This window comes from Aromatoleum sp., from assembly GCF_032027225.1.
GTDB lineage: Bacteria > Pseudomonadota > Gammaproteobacteria > Burkholderiales > Rhodocyclaceae > Aromatoleum.
This window is the reverse complement of record NZ_JAVSMM010000001.1, coordinates 618877-640184: the sequence shown is the minus strand read 5'-3', so window position 1 is coordinate 640184 and position 21308 is coordinate 618877. Positions and strand designations below refer to the sequence as shown.

Genomic DNA, 21308 nt, shown 5'->3' with positions numbered 1-21308 from the left:
CAGGTTTGTTGGGATTAAAGCCCGACGATTCTAGTCGGGCTTTGCGCAGGGTGGCAATCCCGGATGATTGTCGGGTTCAGCTGAAACGCATCGAGGTGTCGAGGTCTCGACGCGGTGATCGGCGCTGTTCACCGTAGCACGTAGCTGACCGATCGCGAGTTCGACGGAAATGTCGGCGCCCGCCCCGACTGCGGTGGCCGAACGCAGGACACGCCCTTCGGCGTCGCGAGTGATGCTGTAACCGCGTGCAAGGACGGCCTGCGGCGCAAGATGCTGGAGATGGGCTGCGAGGGAGGAAAGCCGGTCCGCGCGGGCACGGATGAGGGTTTCACCGGCGAGCGCGAGCCGGCTGCTCGCGCGCATGCACCGCTCCCGTTCGCGTGCGACGTCCGGGCGACGGCGGTCGAGCTGGAACTGGAGCAGGCGGATCGCGCTATGCATACGTTCGACATGTCGCTCGACGGCTGCCGTGAGGCGCTGTCCCAAGCGCTCGGCCCGCTCGTGCGCGGCTGCGATCCGGGCGCGTGGGTGAATGAGGCGTAGTGCGGCGCGGTCCAGTCGTTGTGCGAGGGTGTTAAGGCGGTGCTGCAGCGCGCCTGCGAGCGCACGTTCCAGCTTCGCGAGACGATGCGCCGCTTCGTACAGGTCGGCGGTGACGAGTTCAGCGGCGCCGGTGGGCGTCGCAGCGCGGACATCGGCCGCAAAATCGGCGATCGTGAAGTCGGTCTCGTGGCCGACCCCGCTGACGACCGGAATCGCGCACGATCGCAGTGCGCGGGCGAGCGACTCGTCGTTGAACGCCCACAGGTCTTCGATGCTTCCTCCTCCGCGCACGAGCAGCAGCGCTTCGATGCCGTCGCCCTTAGCGCGCGTCGACGCCAGTCGAATGGTGTCGGCGAGTCGGCTTCCGGCGCCGCTTCCCTGCACCGGCGCGGGATAGAGCACGACTTCCAGCCGCGGCGCTCGTCGCCGCAGCGCCGCGAGAACGTCGTGCCATGCGGCCGCAGCCGGGGACGTCACGACGCCGATGCGGTGCGGGTAGTGGGGAAGGGCGCGCTTTGCGGCGGGCGCGAACAACCCCTCGGCCGCGAGCCTGTCCTTGAGCCGGACGAAGGCCTCGAACAGGTTGCCGACGCCGGCCTGACGTAAGGCTTCGACCCCCAGCTGGAAATCGCCGCGCGCTTCGTACAGTGTGACGAGCGCCCGCGCCTCCACCCGCATGCCGTTTTCGGGCCTGAATGGCAGCAGTTGGGCGCGATTGCGCCACATCGTGCAGCGTACCTGCGCCTGCGCGTCCTTTAGCGTGAAGTACAGATGGCCGGACGGCGCTCGGGTCAGGTTCGAGATCTCACCGCCGACCCACAGCAGTGGAAAGCGTGCTTCGAGCGCTTCGCGTGCGAGGCGGTTGAGTTCGCCGACGCCGAGGATCCGGTCAGCGAAGTGGAATGAGCCCGAACCGTCGGACCCGGGCGGGAGCATCGTTTGCATGGCAGGATTGTAGCGGAATCCACAAGCAATCCTGGTTGTCAAGCGACCGTTTCAAATCCCTTTCGATTCAAGCACCTATTTTTAATCCATTGTTTTTAAATGACTATTGTGTTGCACAATTTTTCAGCGAAGTGTCGAAGGGCTTGAGCCGACAGCGATTTCCGGTGCTGTGCGATAAGAATCCACACAGTTATCCACAGGTTTTGTGGATTCATGCTCTTCGGCGCACCCAGCTGGAACATGAACTTGCCCTGCGTCCCGCCGGACGCTAGAGTTCCGCCTTTTCCTCCGGGAGCTTTCTCGCGTGTTCGCCCTCATTCAGGCTACAGGCTGGCCGATCTGGCCCCTGCTGGCGGCCTCGGTGATCGCCGTCGCGTTGATCATCGAACGTTCGGTAAGCCTGCGTCGCGCGAAGATCGTGCCGCCGGGATTGCTGGAAAAGGTGCTGGCCGACCTGCGCCAGAAGGGTGTCTCGCCGGAAATGATCAACCGGGTCTCGGCACATTCCGCCCTTGGTCAGGTGCTCGGCGCCGGCTTGCGGAACGTCAACAGCTCCCGCGAGGTGATGAAGGAAGCGATCGAGGAGGCGGGCCGCGCGGTCGCGCACGAGCTCGAGCGCTTCCTGACGACCCTCGGCACGATCGCTTCGATCAGCCCGCTGATGGGGCTATTCGGCACGATCGTCGGCATGATCGACATCTTCGCGTCGCAAAGCGCCAGCGGCACCAATCCGCAGCAGCTCGCGCAGGGTATTTCGATCGCGTTGAACACGACGGGAATGGGCCTCGTCATCGCGATCCCGGCAACGATCTTCTGGCGTCACTACCGTGCGCTGATCGATGGCTTCGTCATCGAGATGGAGCAGCAGGCGATCAGGCTCGTCGAAGTCGTCCACGGCGATCGCCGCAGCTGAGGAAGTGATGAATTTTCAGCGTGGTCGGCGCCAGGAAGAGCCGGAAATCAACCTCATTCCGTTGATCGACGTGCTGTTGGTCCTGATCATCTTCCTCGTCCTGACAACGACGTTCTCCAAGGTTTCCGGCCTCGAGATCAACCTGCCGACAGGGGAGTCTGCGCCGTCGGACGCCGCGCCGAATGAAATCGTCGTCGCGGTGAGCGCCAGCGGCGACATTCTGGTCAATCGCCAGCCGGTTGGTGGAAAGGACGTTGCGGCGATCGCGGAAGCGCTGGGCCGCGCGACAGCCGCCGGGGCTGACCCGGTCGTCGTTATCAATGCAGACGCGAAGGCCGAGCACCAGAGCGTCATCAACACGATGCAGGCTGCGCAGCGGGCGGGGCTGCCGCGCGTTACCTTCGCCGTCCAGGCCCCGCAGCAATGACCTCGGCCGCAGCGCGGGGGCCGATTCCCGAATCACACTGAACGATGCCGCGGAAAGCCCCGGCGTTCTGGCAGACGCGGTCGACCGTCGCGTTCGCGCTGCTGCCGCTGGCCGGCTTGTTCGCCCTGCTGTCCGGCCTGCGCCGGTGGCTGTTCCGTGCCGGAGTGCTGCAGGTGGTGCGCGTTCCCGTTCCCGTCATAGTCGTCGGCAACATCGCCGTTGGCGGAAGCGGCAAGACGCCGGCGGTCGAATGGCTGGTCCGCATTCTCCGCGAAGCGGGCTTCCGGCCTGGAATCATCAGCCGGGGTTATGGCGGTAGCGTCGAGGATGTCGCAGTCGTGCCCGAAGACGGCGATCCAGCATCGTTCGGAGACGAGCCGGTGCTGCTCGCGCGGCTCGCGCGCTGCCCGGTCGCGATCGGCGCCGATCGGCCCGAAGCGGCGCGCGCTCTGCTGCGCGCCCATCCCGAGTGCAATGTGATCGTGTCCGACGACGGCCTGCAGCACTACCGGCTTCATCGCGACCTCGAAATCGCCGTCGTCGACGAGCGGATACTGGGCAACCGCTGGCTCCTTCCGGCGGGTCCGCTGCGCGAGTCGGTCACCAGGCTGGATGCGGTGGATCTTGTTCTTGCGCACGGGGCGCTATCGGATGTCATTGCCGAGCGGCTCGCGCGTCAGGCGGTGTTCGCGATGAGGCTCGAAGGTGCTGAATTCGTATCCGTTCGCAACGCAGGCGAGCGCCGAGGCGTGGAAATGTTTCGTGGGCGGCGGGTGCACGCGGTCGCCGGAATCGGTCGGCCCGAGCGCTTCTTCGCCCAGCTGACGGCGATGGGACTCGACGTCGTCGGTCATCCCTTCCCGGACCATCACCGGTTTGCCCCGGGCGATCTCGACTTCGCGCCGGGCGAAGCCAAAATAATCACCAGCAAGGATGCGGTAAAATGCGCGTCCTTCGCGCCAGCGGACACTTGGGAATTCCCGGTGACGGCAAGGATTGCCGCAGGCGCAGCCGAACGAATCCTGGAGAAACTGACGCATGGACGCCAGACTGCTTGAAATCCTCGTATGCCCGATCTGCAAGGGCCCTCTCGATTTCGTCAGGGAGAAGCAGGAACTCGTCTGCAAGGCCGACCGGCTGGCGTTTCCGATCCGCGACGGCATCCCCGTGATGCTCGAAGAAGAGGCCCGTCAACTCGACGTCGAAGAGGTCGACGCGCTGCGTCGCTGACGATGCCCGCGTTCCACGTCGTCATCCCCGCCCGGTTCGCATCGACCCGTCTGCCAGGCAAACCGCTCGCCGACATCGGCGGCAAGCCGATGATCGTGAGGGTGCTCGAACGTGTCCGCAGCGCGGGCGCGGCCTCGGTGTGGGTCGCGACCGACAACGAGGCGGTCCGCGATGCCGTGAATGCGGCCGGGGGCGACGCACTGATGACGCGGGCAGACCATCCGAGCGGTACGGATCGGCTGGCCGAAGTCGTCGATGTGCTCGGCTGGGGCGCGGACGACATCGTCGTCAACGTGCAGGGCGACGAACCGCTGATCGAGCCGGGGCTGATCGCGGCGGTCGCCCAGGCGCTTGCCGACGACCCCGCTGCCGCAATTGCCACCGCAGCCCATCCGCTGCAGGATGCCGCCGAGTTCTTCAATCCGAACGTGGTCAAAGTCGTCTGCGACGCGCGCGAGCGCGCGCTGTATTTCTCCCGCGCGCCGATGCCATGGGCTCGCGATGCGTTCGCGACGGCGCAGGACCCGCTTCCGGCGGGCTTGCCGGCGCTGCGCCATGTCGGAATCTACGCGTACCGCGCTGCGTTCCTGCGCCGCTACGCGAGCCTCGAAATCTCGCCGCTCGAACAGTGGGAGGAGCTCGAACAGCTGCGTGCGCTTTGGCACGGCTACCCGATCCGCGTGCTGCGAATCGCGGCCGCGCCCGCCGCAGGAGTCGATACGCACGAGGACCTCGAGCGGGTGAGGGCCGTGTTTGACCGGCTGGGGCGAGTCGAGTAAGTTGCGAAGTCTTTTTTTGCATAACGACGCGGCGCTACGGCCGCATGAGAGGGAGGGAGCATGCGTTTGATTCTGTTGGGACCCCCGGGGGCGGGCAAGGGCACACAGGCGAACTTCATCAAGGAGAAGTTCGGCATTCCGCAGATTTCCACCGGCGACATGCTGCGTGCCGCCGTGAAGGCGGGGACGCCGCTCGGGATCGAAGCCAAGAAGGTCATGGACGCCGGCGGGCTCGTGTCGGACGACATCATCATCGGGCTGGTGAAGGATCGTCTCCAGGAAGACGATTGCAAGGCCGGCTACATGTTCGACGGCTTCCCGCGCACCATTCCGCAAGCCGACGCGATGAAGGATGCCGGCGTGCCGATCGACTTCGTGCTCGAGATCGACGTCCCGGACAGCGAGATCGTCGAACGCATGAGCGGCCGCCGTGCGCACCTCGCGTCGGGCCGCACCTACCACGTCAAGTACAACCCGCCGAAGGTCGCGGGCAGGGACGACGTGACCGGTGAAGACCTGGTCCAGCGTGACGACGACCGCGAGGAAACCGTCCAGAAGCGTCTCGAGGTCTATCATTCCCAGACCAAGCCGCTCGTCGCCTACTACACGAAGTGGGCCGAATCCGGCGCCGCGGGTGCGCCGAAAGTGCGCAAGATCTCCGGTCTCGGCGCCGTCGACGAGATCACCGCGCGCGCCTTCGAAGCGCTGAAGTAAGCAGTGTTCTTCGCGCAGAACGCGGCGAGCGGCAGACGCCCCTCGCCGCGTTTTCATTTGCGAGTCCGATGAAGAAAGCGAATCTCCTTTACGCACAGTCTGGCGGCGTGACGGCCGTCATCAATGCGACCGCGGCAAGCGTCATCGACGCGGCCCGTCGCCGTCCCGATGCGGTCGGTCGCGTCCTGGCCGCCCGGCACGGAATTGTCGGCGTTCTCGGGGAGGACCTGGTCGACACGGCGCCACTGTCGGCGATGGACCTGGAGAGGCTCTCGCATACGCCCGGCGGCACGTTCGGTTCATGTCGCTTCGATATCGACGCACCGGACACGAACCCGGCGCAGTACGACCGGCTGTTCGACGTTTTCGCAGCGCATGGCATCGGCTATTTCCTCTACAACGGCGGCAACGGGTCGATGGATGCCGTCGTGAAAGTCTCGCTCGCTGCGCGGAGGCGCGGTTATCCGCTCGTGTGCATCGGCGTGCCGAAGACGGTCGACAACGACCTGGAGGGTACGGATTGCTCGCCGGGCTTCGGCTCGGCGGCGAAATACGCCGCCGCTGCCATGCTCGAAGCCGGACTCGACCTCGTGTCGATGGCCAGTCGGGTCGGGCGCGCGTTCGTGCTCGAAGTGATGGGGCGCAACGCGGGCTGGATCGCGGCTGCCACGGCGCTGGCATCCCGGGGAGACGACGAGCCGCCGCACATCATCCTGATGCCCGAAGTGCCGTTCGACGAGGCGCCCTTCCTCGCTGCGGTCGAGGCGACCGTCGCGCGGCTCGGTTATTGCGCGATCACGGTTTCCGAGGGGATCCGTCGTGCCGACGGAACGCTGCTGATGGAGCAGAGCAAGGACGCGAAAGGGCACATCCAGCTCGGCGGCGCGGGTCAGTGCGTCGCGCGCCTGGTCAGTCGCCGGCTCGGCTACAAGCACCACTGGGCGATTCCCGACTATCTGCAGCGTGCTGCCGGTCATCTCGTCTCGGCGACCGACTACGCGCAGGCACGGGCGGTCGGCCACGCGGCGGTCGAGTACGCGATTGCCGGCCGGGACCGGGTAATGCCGGGGATCCGCCGGGTCGTCGACGTCCCTTACCGCTGGACAGTCGAGCCGGTCGATGCGTCGGCGATCGCTAACTTCGAACGCCGGGTGCCCGCGTCCTTCATCCGCGCGGATGGGCTGCACGTCACGGAAGCTGCGCGGCGCTACCTCCGCCCCCTGATCGAAGGCGAGCTGTCCCCGCCATTCTCGGGCGGCCTGCCCGACTATCCCAGGTTTGTCCTTCCTGCGGTGGCGCGCGTGCTGCCGCCTTATCGGCCTTGAATCTCCCCGCAGGCGCAGCGCCAAACGACTAGTCGGTGGCGGCCGGGTTCAGCGTATAGGTTCCGGCGAGCTTCGCTTCGGCGAGGATATGGCCTGCGATCGCGTTGCGCAGCTCCGTGCCGCCGAATCGACCCTCCGGCACGCAGCCCTCCACGTCGAGCGCGTAGAGCGTGAAGATATAGCGGTGCACCAGTTCGTCGTTCCACGGCGGGCATGGTCCGTCGTAGCCGTAATAGTCGCCGCGCATCGCATCGTCACTCGCGAACCATCCGGTGTAGTCGTTGATTCCGTGCATTCCGTGGGGCGCATCGGGTCCCGGCTTCCCGCGCGGGATCACTTCATTCGAAAAGCTTCCGGCGGGAATTTCGCGCAGATCGGCCGGCAGGTCTGTCAGCACCCAGTGGAAGAAATCGACGCGGGCAAGTGTGGCCGGGACGATTTTCCCTTCCTGATTCACGTCGTCGCCGCTGTTTGGTACGTCGGGATCATGGCAGATCAGCGCGAACGAGCGTGTCCCCGCCGGCACGCTGCTCCACTCGAGCTGTGGATTCAGGTTGTTGCCGAAGCGGACGTGCCCTTCCGCAGCGGGAACGCAGAACGCGAACTCGGCGGGGATGCGTCCGCCGTCGGTGAAGCTCTGGCTGTTGAGTTTCATGCCGTTGGACTCCTTTGGCTCATCGGGACGGTACGCCGGAACAGCTTCGGTCCATTGTAGTGCGCGATTCGTGCGGCGGGCCGGACTGCATGCGGGCTCTCATGCCGCACCGCGTCGCCTGAAGTCGCGCAGCCTAAAACCGAGCGCGAACAGCGTTGCAAGATAGGCGGCGCCCCCGGCGCTCACGAGAACGGCGAGTCGCAGTACGCGCGCGGCGCCCTCCTGTGCGAGCCATGAAGCTTCCGCGCCCGCCCCGAACCACAGCACCACACCGAGAACGACCAGCGCCGCGGCGACCCGCAGCGAGAATCGGCTCCATCCCGGTTGCGGCTGATAAACCCCGCGACGACGAAGGCCGCGGAACAGCAGGCCGGCATTGAGCAGCGATGCGAGTCCGATCGACAGCGCGAGGCCGGCATGCTTCAGCGGTACGATGAATGCGAGATTCATCAGTTGCGTCGCGACGAGCGTAAGGATCGCGATCTTCACCGGCGTGCGGATGTCCTGGCGCGCATAGAAACCCGGCGCGAGGATCTTGACGAGGATCAGCCCGGTCAGTCCGACGCTGTACGCCATCAGCGCGAGCCGCGTCTGCATCACGTCTGACGCAGTAAATGCCCCGTGCTGGAACAGCGTCGAGATCAGCGGCACTGCGAGCAGCGCGAGCGCGAGCGCGGCGGGAAGCGTCAGCAACAGCGTCAGGCGCAGACCCCAGTCGAGCAGCGACGAGAACGCCTGCGGCTGTTCGTCCGCGTGGAGCTTCGACAGACTCGGCAGCAGGATGGTACCGAGCGCCGCGCCGAGCAGCCCCGCAGGAAACTCCATCAGCCGGTCCGCGTAGTACAGCCACGACACGCTGCCGCTCTCGAGGAAGGACGCGAAGATCGTATTGATCAGCAGCGAGATCTGGCTGACCGACACGCCGAGAATCGCAGGGGCCATCAGCTTCGCGACACGGCGCACGCCGGAGTCGGACAGGTTCAGATCGAATCGCGGCAGCAAGCCGATGCGCGACAGCGGACGCAGCTGAAACGCAAGCTGCAGCACGCCCCCGATGAACACCGCCCAGGCGAGCGCGAGCACCGGCGGATCGAAATAGGGTGCGGCGAACAGCGCCATCGCGATGAACGAGAGGTTCAGCAGCACCGGCGTGAAGGCGGGAATCGCGAAACGGCTCCACGTGTTCAGTACGCCGCCGGCGAGCGCTACCAGCGACATGAACAGGATGTACGGAAAGGTGATGCGGGTAAGCTCGACCGTCAGTGCGAACTTGTCCGGCTCGGCAGCGAAGCCCGGCGCCGAGACCGCGATGATGAGCGGTGCGGCGAGAATCCCGAGCGCGGTGACTGCCGTCACCACGAGCCCGAGTGCGGTGGCTACCCGATTCACGAGCCGGTGCGTATCCTCCGGTCCCAGGCGGTTCTTGTATTCGGCGAGAATCGGCACGAAGGCCTGCGAGAATGCGCCTTCGGCGAACATCCGCCGCAGCAGGTTCGGCAGCCGGAACGCGACGAAGAAAGCGTCGGTTGCGATGCCGGCGCCGAACGCGCGGGCGATCACGAAGTCGCGGACGAAGCCGAGAATGCGTGACAGCAGCGTCATGCCGCTCACGGTCGCGAGCGCGCGCAACAGATTCATGCGGAAGTCCGGAAAAAGCCGAGATGATAGCGGCTGCCCGAACACGCAGGGCATTCGATTGAAACGACGATGTATTTTCCGGCGACGACGAGATCCGCCGCTCTGCGGGCTTGCGCCTCAGGTCGTTGGGCGGTAAACTCGCGCGCTTTCACGAACCAACCAACGGAAGAACACATTTATGGCCAATTCGGCACAAGCCCGCAAGCGCGCCCGTCAGGCGGTCGTGGCCCGCGCTCACAATGGCAGCCTGCGTTCACGTCTGCGTACCGCGATCAAGGCTGTGCAAAAGGCCGTCGTGGGTGGCGACAAGGCCGCTGCGCAAGCCGTGTTCCGCAGCTCGATGAGCACGATCGACAGCATCGCCGACAAGAAGATCATCCACAAGAACAAGGCAGCGCGTCACAAGAGCCGTCTGTCGGCTGCGATCAAGGCGATGGCCGCCTGATTCCGCGATCCGTGCAGCAATACGAAAACGGCGACTTCGGGTCGCCGTTTTTGCTTCTGCGTGCGGCTCGGAAGGAGGCTGGCGGCGGCGTTATACGCTCTCGATCGGCTCCATCTGCAGGTTGTTGTCGTTCGCGAAGTTGATCAGGAATTTGTACGCGAGGGGTTCGATCTCGTAGAGGTGGGCGTCGACCAGAACCGTTTTGTCGCCTGTGAGCGTGCAGCCGGGGCGCACGTAAGGCGAGTACGTCATGCGATTGTCGGCCCCGAACGCCGACATGATGCCGCACAAGCGATCGGCCCAGTCGCTAGGGCGGAATTTCTTGCCTTCTTTTGTGACCCCGATGATGACGAAGCTGTTGTTTGCTTGATTCATATGTCACGCCATGGCAGCTGGGGGAGTCGGCGCTCCGGCTTTACCCGATTCTGCTGCGCCGCGAAAACGGGGCGGATTCTATCAGAAAGAAACCCGAGACTGAGTTGCGGTGCGGTCGGGGTGTCACGGCGCGAGGCGCTCGTGCGGCCGCGTGCGACGGCTTCCCGGCGGCGCGCGGCCTATACAATCCGGGCTCTTTCGCTTAACATCCCCGCTTCGACTTCACACGGCGGCGCCCTGCCGCCGTGTGCATTTCTGTTCTCCTGATCGGGGTCATCCATGCCGCATCTCATGAACACCTACGCCAGGTTGCCGGTCGCGTTCACGCATGGCGAGGGCGTCTGGCTCTTCGATGAGGCGGGGAATCGTTATCTGGACGCGCTCTCGGGCATCGCCGTGTCGACGCTGGGGCACAATCATCCGCGTCTCGTCCGCACTATCGCCGCTCAGGCGGGGCGCGTCCTGCATACGTCGAACCTCTATCGCATCCCGCTCCAGGAAGAGCTGTCCGATCGGCTCGCCGCCCTGTCGGGCATGGACGAAGTGTTTTTCTGCAACTCCGGCTGCGAGGCCAACGAAGCGGCGATCAAGCTCGCGCGCTTCTACGGGCACAAGAAGGGCATCGAGCAGCCGACGATCATCGTCATGGAAAACGCATTCCATGGCCGCACGCTGGCGACGCTCTCGGCGACAGGCAACCGCAAGACCCAGGCCGGTTTCGAACCGCTGGTCTCCGGCTTCGTGCGCGTGCCGTACAAGAACATCGATGCGATCCGCGCCGTCGGCGAACACAATCACAGTGTCGTCGCCGTGATGCTGGAGATGGTGCAGGGCGAGGGCGGCATCAACATCGCCGATGCGGCGTTCCAGCGCGAACTGCGGCAGGTGTGCGACGAACGCGGCTGGATGATGATCTGCGACGAAGTGCAATGTGGCATGGGTCGTACCGGCAAATGGTTCGGCTGGCAGCATGCCGGCGCCAAGCCGGACGTGATGACGCTGGCAAAAGGGCTCGGCTCGGGTGTCCCGATCGGTGCATGCGTCACGACCGGCCTCGCGGCCGGACTGTTCGGACCCGGCAACCACGGTTCGACTTTCGGCGGCAACCCGCTTGCATGCGCCGCCGGACTCGAAACGCTCTCGACGATCGAGGACAACGGCCTGATGGCGAATGCCGTGCGGGTCGGCGAAGCGATCCGGACCGGCATCGCCGAAGCGCTCTCCGGAGTTTCCGGTGTCGTGGACATCCGCGGACAGGGTTTGATGATCGGTATCGAACTCGACCGCCCGTGCGGCGCGCTCGTCTCGCAGGCGCTCGAGGCGGGCCTGCTGATCAACGTCACCGCGGAGCGAGTCATCCGTCTGTTGCCGGCGCTCGTCTTCACCGAGCAGGATGCGCAGACGCTCGTCGAGCGCCTCGCGCCGCTCGTGCGACGGCATCTCGAACAGTGAGGGCGGCCCGATGACGCAACCGCGCCATTACCTGCAATTCAAGGACTTCACGCGGGAGGACTACGAGCACGTGTTCGCCCGCACGCGCTGGATCAAGGACAAGTTCAAGCGCTACGAACCGTATCACCCGCTGTTCGACCGTTCGCTCGTGATGATCTTCGAGAAGGCCAGCACGCGCACCCGTTTGTCGTTCGAGGCGGGGATGCAGCAGCTCGGCGGCTCGGCGATCTACCTGAATACGCGCGATTCGCAGCTCGGTCGCGGGGAGCCGGTCGAGGACGCGGCGCAAGTGATCTCGCGCATGAGCGACCTCGTGATGATCCGCACCTTCGAGCAGGACATCATTGAGCGTTTTGCCGCACATTCTCGCGTCCCGGTCATCAACGGCCTGACGAACGAATACCACCCGTGCCAGATCCTGGCCGACATCTACACCTTCATCGAGCATCGCGGTTCGATCCAGGGCAAGACGGTCGCCTGGATCGGCGACTCGAACAACATGTGCAACACCTGGCTTCAGGCCGCGGAGTTGCTCGACTTCAACGTTCACGTGTCGACGCCCCCGGGTTACGAGGTCGAACCCGAGCGTGCGGGCCTTTACGGCACCGGGAACTTCGAGCAGTTCGCGGACCCGATGGAGGCGTGCGAGGGTGCCGATCTCGTCACGACGGACGTGTGGACCTCGATGGGCTTCGAGGCCGAGAACGACGAGCGGATGAAGGACTTCGCCGATTGGTGCGTCGATGCCGAAATGATGGCGAATGCGCGCGCCGATGCGGTATTCATGCACTGCCTGCCCGCACATCGCGGCGAGGAAGTCACGGCGGAAGTCATCGACGGACCGCAATCAGTGGTCTGGGACGAGGCGGAGAACCGCCTGCATGCGCAGAAAGCGCTGATGGAATACCTCGTGCTGGGCAAGGTCGAAGACTGACGCCTGCACGTTGAGAACCCGGTCGCGTTGCGGCCAGCCTGTTGAGCGGAAATCGGAAGAGCGGAAATCATGAGTGACGTGAAGAAAGCGGTGCTCGCCTATTCGGGCGGCCTGGACACCTCGGTGATCCTGAAGTGGCTGCAGGACACCTATCAGTGCGAGGTGGTGACCTTCACCGCCGACCTCGGCCAGGGGGAGGAACTCGAACCCGCGCGGCAGAAGGCACTGAAGTTCGGCATCAAGCCCGAGAACATCTTCATCGACGATCTGCGCGAGGAGTTCGTCCGCGACTTCGTGTTCCCGATGTTCCGCTGCAACACCGTTTACGAAGGCGAATACCTCCTCGGCACGTCGATCGCCCGCCCGCTGATCGCTAAGCGCCAGATCGAGATTGCGCAGGCCACCGGCGCCGACGCCGTCTCCCACGGTGCCACCGGCAAGGGCAACGACCAGGTCCGCTTTGAACTCGGCTACTACGCGCTGATGCCGGGCGTGAAAGTCATCGCCCCGTGGCGCGAATGGGACCTGCTGTCGCGCGAAAAGCTCCTCGCGTACGCCGAGAAGGCCGGCATCCCGATCGAGATGAAGCACAAGCAGGGCGGCTCGCCGTATTCGATGGACGCGAACCTGCTGCACATCTCGTTCGAAGGGCGCCACCTCGAGAATCCCGCGGCCGAGGCCGAGGAAGACATGTGGCGCTGGACGGTGTCACCGGAAGCGGCGCCTGACGAAGCCGAATACATCGACCTCGAGTTCGAGCGCGGCGACCTCGTCGCGATCAACGGTACGCGCATGAAGGCGCACGAACTGCTCGCAAAGCTCAACGCGCTCGGCGGCAAGCACGGCATTGGCCGGCTCGATCTGGTCGAGAACCGCTACGTCGGCATGAAGAGCCGTGGCTGCTACGAAACGCCCGGAGGCACGATCCTGCTGCGCGCGCATCGTGCGATCGAGTCCGTCACGCTCGACCGCGAAGTCGCCCATCTCAAGGACGACCTGATGCCACGCTACGCGAGCCTGATTTACAACGGCTACTGGTGGAGCCCCGAGCGGCGCGCGCTGCAGGCACTGATCGACCACACGCAGCAGACCGTCAATGGCTGGGTGCGCGTGAAACTCTACAAGGGCAACGTCATCGTCACCGGCCGCGACTCGAAGACCGACTCGCTGTTCGATCCGACGATCGCCACCTTCGAGGACGACCAGGGCGCGTACAACCAGAAGGACGCACACGGCTTCATCCGCCTCAATGCGCTGCGCATGCGCATTGCGGCGAACGCGAAGACGAGACGCGGCTAAGGAGACCCATCGATGGACAGCGACCCGATCATCTTCGGGCTGACGATCGCGGAGTTCGAGGATTACTCGCTCAAGATCCTGCTGACCGCGCTGATCCTCTACATGCTGTTCATCATAGGCAACCTCGCGAAGGAATCGAAAGCCGGCAGATACGGCACCGTGTGGCTGTTCATCGCGCTCGGGCTCGGATTCGTCGGCTTCATCTCGAAGAGCTTCATCCAGAAGTTTCTGGGCATCGAATAAGGGTTACGTGAGCATGAGCTTGACCGACAAATACGACGGCGTCTCCGTGACGACCAAGGCTAATGTCTACTTCGACGGCAAGTGCGTGAGCCACGGTATCGTGCTCGCCGACGGCACGAAGAAGTCGGTCGGCGTGATTCTGCCGGCGTCCCTGACGTTCAACACCGGCGCCCCCGAAATTATGGAAGGAGTCGCCGGCAGTTGCCGCGTTCGTCTGAAAGGCGAGAGCGAATGGAAGGTCTACGGCGCCGGCCAATCATTCAACGTACCGGGCAACTCCAGCTTCGACATCGAGGTCGCCGGCGAGCCCTACCACTACATCTGCCATTTCGGCTGAAGGAGGGTGGCCATGCCATCTTTCGACATCATGTCCGAAGTCGACATGCCATCGCTGAAGAACGCGGTGGACGTGGCGAACCGAAAGATTACCGGCCGCTACGACTTCAAGGGCACCGAGGCCCGAGTCGAACAGAGCGAGAAACTTCTCACTCTCTTCGGCGATAGCGACTTCCAGCTCGATCAGATGCGGCAGATCCTCCTGCCCGAAATGACCGCGAAGAAGATCGACGTCCGCTGCCTGGAACACGGCGACCCGCAAAAGATCGGCGGCAACAAGCTCAAACAGGAGCTGAAGGTCCGCGTCGGCGTCGAGCAGGACGTTTCAAAGAAGATCGTCAAGCTGCTGAAAGACAGCAAACTGAAGGTCCAGGCGTCAATCCAGGGCGATGCGGTGCGTGTTTCCGGGGCGAAACGGGACGTGCTGCAGGACGCGATCGCTCTGGTGAAGACGGAAGTGACGGATTTTCCGCTGCAGTTCGGCAACTTTCGAGACTGAATTTTTTGGCCGCAGCACACCCCGCTGATATTTCGATCATCGCTTGAGCGGCTCCAAGATAACCCGACGCTTCTGTAGACGTCGTTTTCGCTTCTTATCGTTGAAGAAGTCTAAGGGTGGTCCGTAGTTGGCTGCGAAGCTGCTACAGGCGCTCCTCCCGCCGCCACGACCCCATCCGGCACGACCCCATCCGGCACGACCCATTCCTGTGCGACGTCGTGCCATACGATCAGGAGCTTCGCTTTAGCATTCGCCGGTCGTTCGGATGATCCCCGCCATGCCGCGGGCGGTCCGACGTGAACCGAGTGCTCTGCGCATCAGCTAATGCGGTCACTCGATATCGGCCGGCCATCCACAGCGGCCGCGCCCACGATCGGCGAACGCTACGGATGCGCGGAAGGAGTGTGGGGGAGTCGCACGACCCGATGCGCCTGCTCCGTGACCCCCTTGTACTGATTCGATCCTGTGCAACGGCAACGGCAACATCATTCCGTTTGCGCGTCGATGTTTTTCTGGGTACTCATGAGCCGGCTAAAAAATGAAGTCGGAATAATTAAAATATTCCGATAGAATTTATGCGACGTCTTCTCGGGGATGGCAGAAATGCGGCGGTTTCAAGTTGACGCGTTGTGGGATACAGATGCCAGCGGGGCGCGGAGCGTGCGCAGGGGTGGCATGTGCCGGTCGTCTGGATTTTCCTTGACCGAAACGCTCGTGGTGATGGCAGTGGCTGCTATGCTTGCCGGCATCGCTGTACCGAGTTTCGCAGGATGGATGCGCGAAACGAGGTTGACCTCAATGACGAACGAGCTGCTGAGCACGCTCCATTTCGCACGCTCGGAGGCCATCAAACGGAACCGGCGCGTGACGCTTTGCTCCAGCGTCACCCAGGACCGATGCGCGGAAAATATCGGCTGGCAGTTCGGATGGATCGTTTTTGAAGATCGAGATGGCGACGGGCGGCGCACCAACTCCGAACAGATTCTGAGCGTTGCAGCGCGTCAGGGACCTGCGTCAAGGATGTCGGGGAGCACCTCGGTGCGGGACTATGTTTCCTACGTTCCAACCGGCGAGACGAGAACGCGTTCCGGTGCGTTGCAAATGGGGGTCGTCACTGCGTGTGAGGGTGGGGCGGCGAAGCGCGTCGTAATCGCCGCCACGGGGCGTCCGAGGGTTGTGCGTCAAGCAACGTGCTGACCGGTCCCTCCGTCATCGAGCGAGGCGAGCATCAGGAGCAGACGCCGGTCGTTGTCTTGTCGATGTCCGTGCGCCCGTTGGCGTTGATCGTCACGACCCGTTCCTGGCTTCCGACGCTTGGTGTGGCGCGGCAGACCTTGAAGCTTGCGGACGTTGCACCCACGCCAGTTGGCCGAAAGACGACCTGAGCCGTTGCCGTTCCTTCGATCACCTTCAGCCCCGACGGCAGGGCTTCCTGCCGGTGCAGCACATCCGTGCCGCTAATCACGACCCACCCTTGCTCCCATGAGCCCGTGCCGCAGGCGGCGCCCGATGACGAAACACACAGAGTTATCGGCGCATTCCGTTTGATCGCCTCGCTGCGCGCCAAAAGTGCACTGCTGGAGAGGCTGTTGGCATAGGACGAGATCTTGCTGCCGAGCATCGCCTCGTTGAACGATGGAACCGCGATGCTGAGCAGAATCGCCATCACCGCAATCGTCACCATCAGTTCGATCAAGGTGAACCCGGCAGACCGCATTTCCCGCGAGGGCGCCCCGTTGTGCGTGACGAGCGCTTGAATGTTCATTGCTGCAGCCGCCAGTACGTACGGATTCTGTCGGTACTGTAGCTCTTGCCACCCGGACCGAAGCAGTTGGGGCCGATACATACGGTATCGACCTTCTCCTTCTTATTGTCCTTGTTGATCTCTACAGGGGCATAAACCGGTGACGGCAGGTAACCTCCTCCTTCGATGACTTCGCTGCGATCGTTGCTGTCGATCACGCCATCCGCATTGAGGTCGCGCGTGGCGTTACCTGTTTCAAAACCGACCGAATAAAGCTTGGCTTCGCCCAGGTTGCTGGTGCACGCGCCAGGCTGAGGGGGGGTAGGGCGGTTGGTGCCGAAGAAAGTGGTGCCGAACACCGTGATCGCATTGCCAACAATCTTTTCGCCGGTTGCCATTGTCATGTACCAGCCCTTGGAGCCGGTGGTGAGCGGCGAGTCCTGATGCGGATTGCCCGTCACATCCTCGAGATCGCTCTCGGTGCAGGTCGTGGGCGCCTCAATCGTGCCGCAGAGCAGGCCACCAGTGAATCCGACCTTGGTGTCGCGGAGCATGTAGAAGCGATTGACGACCGTGGTGTCGAATGGATTCTCGCGATCACCCGAACCGACCAGGATTGCGTCGTACGTTTTTCCGAACACCACATCGGGTTTGTTGAGAAATTTACGCGCATTGGCGGCGCCTGAGCTGGCGAGCGCGGCGATCTTGAAAGTCTCCCATTTTGCCGGGTCGGTATCGTTGATGTCGGTACGCCAGACGTTGCCCTTGGTGTCGACGGCATAGATGCGATCATGAATTCCGTTGTTGTCGCGGTCGACAACAGTAACATCGGCGGGCACGCTCCCCATCCCGTCCGGCTTGATGTGTTTGACCAGTGTCCCGGTGCGTCCATTGACGATGAAGATTCCACGCCCCTTGTCATTGACTCGGGCGGTGCTCAGGTCCTCGTTTTCCGCGTCGTACCCGGCACCGAAAATCACCACCGGATCGTCGGCGACTGCGCTGATCCTGGCAGGGCGCGGAGAGGACCAGGTCTGGCCGAGCTCGGCAAAGCTGCCGGAATTGTCGATTTTCCAAAGATGCTTGGGGTTGTCCGGGTTGCTGACGTCGAGCGCGTACATGAATCGTCCTCCGCGCCGCATGCCGACGTAGAGGTACACCTTGTCGGAAATGTCGGACAGTTTTCCGTCGCTGTTTCCATCCTTCTGGTAAACGGACACCGGACCATCGGCAAAATAGGGTTTCCTGTCGGCCGTGGAAATGATCGGTGAGTTGTCACGCAGGCGCTTCAGATTGCTGAGGAACTCGGGGAATACGATGCCCCATTTTTCGAAGCCGTCTGCATCGTCGGTGCCGCCCTTGACGGCATGGAATACCCCGCCATTGGTGCCGTAATACACGACAATGTCGCGATCGCCGACGGTTCTGTTGTAGTTGACCACGGCAGGCCGCGAGTGCAGCAGGTCGCCATGTATGCGTGCGCGAACGTCGGTCGCAACCCCGTTGGCGTCTTCGTTATCCTTGTTGTCCTCGCCACGCACCCAGTTGATCAGTGCTGTGCGCGTAGCGTCGTCGGCTCCAAGTTTCGCATTGCTGGCCAACGTGGTATTCGAAGTACTGAAGGGCGTATCGGCAAAGCTCGCGTTGGCCGCGCAGGTGTCATCGCAGGTGTAAAGCTTTCGTGCGCTCTGGCTGGTTGCATAGACGCTACGCAGGCGTTGCGCCGCGCCCCCTTTCTCGACGATGGCGCCGTCAGGGGCATCGCTTGAGGAAGCCGGATTGCCCATTTCGTCGAAAGTCCAGTAATTCGACGAGGTGGTCCAGAAGCTGGTCTTGTCCGGTAGCAGAAAGCCATTGACGGTGTCTTCCACTCCATCCCCGTTTCGGTCGGCGAGTATGGGTTGGTTGTTAGCATCAAGGGTGATTTGGTACAGCTTGAGGTTGCCGGGCCAGCGGGGCTTGGCGCCCTTGTCTGGGCGGAATTGGCCCATGTACACCTGGTTCAGGAAGGTGCCACGCACGTTGACGCTCACCGGCAATGTAACGGCGGCGAACACCGTATTTATCGCTTGCATTTTCTGCAGCATGTTGATGAAGGCTTTCATCGCTGCCTGTGCGTTGCTGGCGAGGAAGAATTCCCCGCCACCGTTAACTGCGGCACTTTTCAATAGCTCGCGTGCGCTTGTCGGGCCGCTATTATTGAAATTGTTGTCCTCTGGGGTTTGAACAGAGATCGTATACGTCGTTACTGTTTGTGTCCCGATAATGCTTGGTATGACGTCTAGCTTGTGGAGTGCGCGCGCATACTCGTCAAGAGTGCTGCTGGTGTAGTTGTTGGGGGAGAAATTGATGGGCGTCGTCGATCCGCCGATGCTGTTCTTGAGGAGAGCGGTTGCATCCTTATCTTCACCGCTGGCTGCTGTGCCTTCCGCGATGAAGATGATGTAATTGTCGGCGCACTGATTCTCCAGAGTTGCGGGGCTAATGTATTTGCTGCCCGGTTGTGCGCTGATGCCGGCTTGTGCCGCGGCATCATCAAATGGGACGTCTTTATTGAAACCGACGTACGCGGCTTTCCCACCGAAATATTGATAGGCTTCATACATGGCAACACCATAGAAATCTCCGCCTTCAAAAAGAATCGATGGATTAATTTTGTCGAGAAGAGCCTTTCGGTTCTCTGGAGTATTCATCGGGCGGATATGGGAGCGGACGTATGTGCCCCTTCCGGTGGCATTGCTAGGAATAGCCGTCATCAAGCCCAAATTGATACCTTCGAGCAATTTTTTTACTTCGCCCGGCGTGATGCATCCGGTTGGCGACCGAGTCGTTCCGGATATCGTGCACGGTCCGTAATTTTTCAGGTTGTTATCCGGATCGATGATCGTATTCAACACTTGGCGAATCATTTCGAGCTTGTTGCCCTTTGAACCGTCAAAGAGCGTGGTGCTTCCGTTCATTGATGATGAGTTATTCAGAACCAGTAGTACATTCGGGCGCGTACCGGTGATGTCCGGATTCTCGTTGAAGATGTCGATATCTTCGGCGGTGGCTGGCCACGAGAAACCCAGCGCAATCAGCACCGCAAGCCTCGTAAGATGTTTGGTGGGTGTCATATTCGAAACTCTAGGATGCGGGAATTCGATAGCAGCGCTATCAGGCGCAAGGGTCGGGGCTGGAGGGCAAAGTGATCTTGATGCCTTGATGCACTTCCGCCCGGGCACCGGTGGTCGTATCGTCGACGATGGCGCTGATGTCCCAGTATGTGATCTTGTAGCCTGCGGCGGAGCCGCTGCCGCTCGGTCCGCCTTCGATCAATACGTTCGGGTTGCTGTCGGCACTGGTGCCCGACTTGATCTCGATGGAGGCAACACACACGGGTGCGGCGATGGTCACGCTGTAGGGCGGGATTGAAACCGTCGAGGCCGCGGGGGCAAAGAAGATGGCGTCGCTGCTGATGGTGCGTTCGATGGCGACATTGGCCGCGGCGATCGCCTCTTCGCGCACCTGCATGTTGCCGACGGACTTGAGGTTGCTGGTGCTGAGTGTGAAGGCACTGGTGACCATCAGTGTGATCAGCACCAGCATGATGAGCCCGACGACCAGCGTCGCGCCCTGTTGCGACCGGGGTGGGTGCGTGTTCATGGCGTTTCCCTGCGCCCAGAGGGGTTCACAAGACGAATGGTGCTGGAAAAGACGTGACGCTTGTAATTGCCATCGGCGGCGACGGTCGTGGCGCCGAGTTGATAGGTCTTGTTATCCGTGTAACCGGGTGTCGGTTCGAGGTTTCGGGCGAGCACATGAATCTTCACGGCGACGGTATTGGCGAGGAGGAAGCAGCGCGAACCGGCAACGTTGCATGCTGCAGTTGCATCCGCGGCGGCCAACTGGGCTGTCGTGATGAAGCGGTCGGCTGATCCGTCGCCCAGATTTGGAGGCGTTGTCGTCAGGTCAATAGGAAGTCCGTCCTTCCCGTTCTCGTCGATCCCGTATTCGACCCTGAATTGCTCAATGCCTTCGATGAATGGCTGCGGTTTCGCGTAGGCGCCGTTCTCCATCGAGATCCGCATCAGGGTAGGCTGCGAAGGCGTTCCGCTCATGGCGAGGTAGTAAATGTGCGAAACAAATTTGCGCAATGGCGCATCGACTGCGGTAAGCGTTGCAGACGCCGGGCAAGCTTTTTTGCGCAACGGGAAAGTTGCCGGGGAGGGCGTGCCGGCCCCCACGGGTTGGAGGACGTAGGGGCTCGGGTCAGGATCGGTGTCCTGGCGGCAGGTAGAAATCTGGATGTGCGGCCCTGTGTCTGCGCCTTCGTCGCAATCGGCAGCACCGCGCACGCAGGTGTTGGCGTGACGCACGAGCAACACCTCGCTGGTTCCCAGTACCCCCGTCACGCCGCACGTCGAAAGATCCGTACCATTGACAAAGCCCTGCACGGGGATCGAGAGAAGATTGGCCTTGTATTGGGCTGTCCAGCTGGCTACTGCCAAACAAGCGGCGGGAATCCCCGTCGGTGCGGGAACCGCCGGAGGGATGTCGTCAGCACCGATGAAGTCGAGTTCGCCCCAGTAACCGGCGTGGATCAGGTCATTCTGCAGCAGTTGAATGGCGAAACGCCCGTTCTCGATCAGGATGTTGGTTTTTGCCATCTCGCGATTGGTGCGCGAAACGTTCAGGAAGACGGCAAGCAGTGCGGAGATCAGCAGCAGGCCGATGGTCATTGCGACCATCAACTCGACGAGGGTGAAGGCCTGCTGGCGCCGCCGCGGTGAGCCGTGGAATGTGCCGGGCCGATTGTGCGCGATCATCATG

At 62.7% G+C, this 21308-nt stretch carries 23 protein-coding genes; 15 read left to right on the top strand and 8 right to left on the bottom strand.

What is annotated here, in order from left to right; translation table 11 throughout:
• Nucleotides 1–30 precede the first annotated feature (30 nt).
• Complete coding sequence (gene xseA / locus ROZ37_RS03080; RefSeq protein WP_312657396.1) at nt 31–1488, bottom strand: exodeoxyribonuclease VII large subunit; 1458 nt, start codon at nt 1486–1488, stop codon at nt 31–33.
• Nucleotides 1489–1792: 304 nt separating this feature from the next.
• Here xseA and ROZ37_RS03075 point away from each other — a divergent pair, with 304 nt between their 5' ends.
• The 7 genes from ROZ37_RS03075 (at nt 1793) to ROZ37_RS03045 (ending at nt 6876) form a co-directional block, all read left to right on the top strand.
• The gene (locus tag ROZ37_RS03075; protein ID WP_312657394.1) at nt 1793–2401 is read left to right on the top strand and encodes a MotA/TolQ/ExbB proton channel family protein; all 609 of its coding nucleotides are present in this window, start codon (nt 1793–1795) and stop codon (nt 2399–2401) included.
• Between the two features lie 7 nt (nt 2402–2408).
• Entirely contained in the window at nt 2409–2828 is a 420-nt protein-coding gene (locus tag ROZ37_RS03070) for a biopolymer transporter ExbD (RefSeq protein ID WP_312657393.1), read from the top strand.
• Between the two features lie 44 nt (nt 2829–2872).
• Entirely contained in the window at nt 2873–3886 is a 1014-nt protein-coding gene (gene lpxK, locus ROZ37_RS03065; RefSeq protein ID WP_312657392.1) for a tetraacyldisaccharide 4'-kinase, read from the top strand.
• On the top strand, nt 3867–4058 hold the full coding sequence (locus tag ROZ37_RS03060) for a Trm112 family protein (protein WP_312657391.1): 192 nt from the start codon (nt 3867–3869) through the stop codon (nt 4056–4058). The genes lpxK and ROZ37_RS03060 overlap by 20 nt, the downstream gene beginning before the upstream one ends.
• A 2-nt stretch (nt 4059–4060) precedes the next feature.
• Nucleotides 4061–4837 carry a 3-deoxy-manno-octulosonate cytidylyltransferase gene (kdsB, locus tag ROZ37_RS03055; protein WP_312657389.1) on the top strand — a complete coding sequence of 259 codons (777 nt, stop codon included), beginning with the start codon at nt 4061–4063 and terminating at the stop codon, nt 4835–4837.
• Nucleotides 4838–4897: 60 nt separating this feature from the next.
• A complete protein-coding gene (gene adk / locus ROZ37_RS03050) occupies nt 4898–5551 on the top strand; it encodes an adenylate kinase (RefSeq protein WP_312657387.1) in 654 nt (217 codons plus the stop codon).
• A 68-nt stretch (nt 5552–5619) separates the two neighbouring features.
• Complete coding sequence (locus tag ROZ37_RS03045) at nt 5620–6876, top strand: 6-phosphofructokinase (RefSeq protein ID WP_312657385.1); 1257 nt, start codon at nt 5620–5622, stop codon at nt 6874–6876.
• 28 nt (nt 6877–6904) lie between these two features.
• On the opposite strand, the gene ROZ37_RS03040 is transcribed toward ROZ37_RS03045, so the two are convergent.
• On the bottom strand, nt 6905–7531 hold the full coding sequence (locus ROZ37_RS03040; RefSeq protein ID WP_312657384.1) for a YbhB/YbcL family Raf kinase inhibitor-like protein: 627 nt from the start codon (nt 7529–7531) through the stop codon (nt 6905–6907).
• 99 nt (nt 7532–7630) lie between these two features.
• Nucleotides 7631–9169 (bottom strand): murein biosynthesis integral membrane protein MurJ, encoded by a 1539-nt coding sequence (murJ, locus tag ROZ37_RS03035; RefSeq protein ID WP_312657383.1) that lies wholly within the window; start codon nt 9167–9169, stop codon nt 7631–7633.
• A gap of 178 nt (nt 9170–9347) precedes the next feature.
• Here murJ and rpsT point away from each other — a divergent pair, with 178 nt between their 5' ends.
• Nucleotides 9348–9614 (top strand): 30S ribosomal protein S20, encoded by a 267-nt coding sequence (gene rpsT / locus ROZ37_RS03030; RefSeq protein WP_312657382.1) that lies wholly within the window; start codon nt 9348–9350, stop codon nt 9612–9614.
• Between the two features lie 90 nt (nt 9615–9704).
• Here the strand turns inward: rpsT and ROZ37_RS03025 are convergent, their stop codons facing one another.
• On the bottom strand, nt 9705–9989 hold the full coding sequence (locus tag ROZ37_RS03025) for a DUF3579 domain-containing protein (protein WP_312657380.1): 285 nt from the start codon (nt 9987–9989) through the stop codon (nt 9705–9707).
• A 279-nt stretch (nt 9990–10268) separates the two neighbouring features.
• Between ROZ37_RS03025 and ROZ37_RS03020 the strand changes: the two genes are divergently transcribed.
• The 7 genes from ROZ37_RS03020 (at nt 10269) to ROZ37_RS02990 (ending at nt 15949) form a co-directional block, all read left to right on the top strand.
• The gene (locus ROZ37_RS03020; protein ID WP_312657378.1) at nt 10269–11441 is read left to right on the top strand and encodes an aspartate aminotransferase family protein; all 1173 of its coding nucleotides are present in this window, start codon (nt 10269–10271) and stop codon (nt 11439–11441) included.
• Nucleotides 11442–11451: 10 nt separating this feature from the next.
• Nucleotides 11452–12375, top strand: coding sequence for an ornithine carbamoyltransferase (argF, locus tag ROZ37_RS03015; protein ID WP_312657376.1), 924 nt, complete (start codon nt 11452–11454; stop codon nt 12373–12375).
• Between the two features lie 69 nt (nt 12376–12444).
• Complete coding sequence (locus ROZ37_RS03010) at nt 12445–13674, top strand: argininosuccinate synthase (RefSeq protein WP_312657375.1); 1230 nt, start codon at nt 12445–12447, stop codon at nt 13672–13674.
• 12 nt (nt 13675–13686) lie between these two features.
• The gene (locus tag ROZ37_RS03005; RefSeq protein ID WP_312657374.1) at nt 13687–13917 is read left to right on the top strand and encodes a DUF2788 domain-containing protein; all 231 of its coding nucleotides are present in this window, start codon (nt 13687–13689) and stop codon (nt 13915–13917) included.
• Between the two features lie 13 nt (nt 13918–13930).
• Nucleotides 13931–14254 (top strand): pyrimidine/purine nucleoside phosphorylase, encoded by a 324-nt coding sequence (locus ROZ37_RS03000; protein WP_312657372.1) that lies wholly within the window; start codon nt 13931–13933, stop codon nt 14252–14254.
• Between the two features lie 12 nt (nt 14255–14266).
• Complete coding sequence (locus tag ROZ37_RS02995; protein ID WP_312657370.1) at nt 14267–14752, top strand: YajQ family cyclic di-GMP-binding protein; 486 nt, start codon at nt 14267–14269, stop codon at nt 14750–14752.
• Nucleotides 14753–15346: 594 nt separating this feature from the next.
• Nucleotides 15347–15949, top strand: coding sequence for a GspH/FimT family pseudopilin (locus ROZ37_RS02990; RefSeq protein WP_312657369.1), 603 nt, complete (start codon nt 15347–15349; stop codon nt 15947–15949).
• 31 nt (nt 15950–15980) lie between these two features.
• On the opposite strand, the gene ROZ37_RS02985 is transcribed toward ROZ37_RS02990, so the two are convergent.
• The 4 genes from ROZ37_RS02985 to ROZ37_RS02970 all read right to left on the bottom strand — a co-directional run bounded on the left by ROZ37_RS02985 (nt 15981) and on the right by ROZ37_RS02970 (nt 21307).
• A complete protein-coding gene (locus ROZ37_RS02985) occupies nt 15981–16517 on the bottom strand; it encodes a GspH/FimT family pseudopilin (protein ID WP_312657367.1) in 537 nt (178 codons plus the stop codon).
• A complete protein-coding gene (locus tag ROZ37_RS02980) occupies nt 16514–19579 on the bottom strand; it encodes a PilC/PilY family type IV pilus protein (protein ID WP_312657365.1) in 3066 nt (1021 codons plus the stop codon). Before ROZ37_RS02980 ends, ROZ37_RS02985 begins: the two co-directional genes overlap by 4 nt.
• 73 nt (nt 19580–19652) lie before the next feature.
• A complete protein-coding gene (locus tag ROZ37_RS02975) occupies nt 19653–20141 on the bottom strand; it encodes a PilX N-terminal domain-containing pilus assembly protein (protein WP_312657364.1) in 489 nt (162 codons plus the stop codon).
• On the bottom strand, nt 20138–21307 hold the full coding sequence (locus ROZ37_RS02970; RefSeq protein WP_312657362.1) for a PilW family protein: 1170 nt from the start codon (nt 21305–21307) through the stop codon (nt 20138–20140). The genes ROZ37_RS02975 and ROZ37_RS02970 overlap by 4 nt, the downstream gene beginning before the upstream one ends.
• Between the last annotated feature and the right edge of the window lies 1 nt (nt 21308).

Excerpts from the sequence above, each read along its gene's own strand:
- adk (WP_312657387.1), top strand. The coding sequence starts at position 4,898 with ATGCGTTTGATTCTGTTGGGACCCCCGGGGGCGGGCAAGGGCACACAG.
- ROZ37_RS03040 (WP_312657384.1), bottom strand. The coding sequence starts at position 7,531 with ATGAAACTCAACAGCCAGAGCTTCACCGACGGCGGACGCATCCCCGCC.
- lpxK (WP_312657392.1), top strand. The coding sequence starts at position 2,873 with ATGCCGCGGAAAGCCCCGGCGTTCTGGCAGACGCGGTCGACCGTCGCG.
- ROZ37_RS03060 (WP_312657391.1), top strand. The coding sequence starts at position 3,867 with ATGGACGCCAGACTGCTTGAAATCCTCGTATGCCCGATCTGCAAGGGC.
- ROZ37_RS02975 (WP_312657364.1), bottom strand. The coding sequence starts at position 20,141 with ATGAACACGCACCCACCCCGGTCGCAACAGGGCGCGACGCTGGTCGTC.
- ROZ37_RS03010 (WP_312657375.1), top strand. The coding sequence starts at position 12,445 with ATGAGTGACGTGAAGAAAGCGGTGCTCGCCTATTCGGGCGGCCTGGAC.
- ROZ37_RS03005 (WP_312657374.1), top strand. The coding sequence starts at position 13,687 with ATGGACAGCGACCCGATCATCTTCGGGCTGACGATCGCGGAGTTCGAG.
- ROZ37_RS03070 (WP_312657393.1), top strand. The coding sequence starts at position 2,409 with ATGAATTTTCAGCGTGGTCGGCGCCAGGAAGAGCCGGAAATCAACCTC.
- ROZ37_RS03000 (WP_312657372.1), top strand. The coding sequence starts at position 13,931 with ATGAGCTTGACCGACAAATACGACGGCGTCTCCGTGACGACCAAGGCT.
- ROZ37_RS02985 (WP_312657367.1), bottom strand. The coding sequence starts at position 16,517 with ATGAACATTCAAGCGCTCGTCACGCACAACGGGGCGCCCTCGCGGGAA.
- ROZ37_RS02970 (WP_312657362.1), bottom strand. The coding sequence starts at position 21,307 with ATGATGATCGCGCACAATCGGCCCGGCACATTCCACGGCTCACCGCGG.
- ROZ37_RS03025 (WP_312657380.1), bottom strand. The coding sequence starts at position 9,989 with ATGAATCAAGCAAACAACAGCTTCGTCATCATCGGGGTCACAAAAGAA.
- ROZ37_RS03020 (WP_312657378.1), top strand. The coding sequence starts at position 10,269 with ATGCCGCATCTCATGAACACCTACGCCAGGTTGCCGGTCGCGTTCACG.
- ROZ37_RS02995 (WP_312657370.1), top strand. The coding sequence starts at position 14,267 with ATGCCATCTTTCGACATCATGTCCGAAGTCGACATGCCATCGCTGAAG.
- argF (WP_312657376.1), top strand. The coding sequence starts at position 11,452 with ATGACGCAACCGCGCCATTACCTGCAATTCAAGGACTTCACGCGGGAG.
- kdsB (WP_312657389.1), top strand. The coding sequence starts at position 4,061 with ATGCCCGCGTTCCACGTCGTCATCCCCGCCCGGTTCGCATCGACCCGT.
- murJ (WP_312657383.1), bottom strand. The coding sequence starts at position 9,169 with ATGAATCTGTTGCGCGCGCTCGCGACCGTGAGCGGCATGACGCTGCTG.
- rpsT (WP_312657382.1), top strand. The coding sequence starts at position 9,348 with ATGGCCAATTCGGCACAAGCCCGCAAGCGCGCCCGTCAGGCGGTCGTG.
- xseA (WP_312657396.1), bottom strand. The coding sequence starts at position 1,488 with ATGCAAACGATGCTCCCGCCCGGGTCCGACGGTTCGGGCTCATTCCAC.
- ROZ37_RS02990 (WP_312657369.1), top strand. The coding sequence starts at position 15,347 with ATGGCAGAAATGCGGCGGTTTCAAGTTGACGCGTTGTGGGATACAGAT.
- ROZ37_RS03045 (WP_312657385.1), top strand. The coding sequence starts at position 5,620 with ATGAAGAAAGCGAATCTCCTTTACGCACAGTCTGGCGGCGTGACGGCC.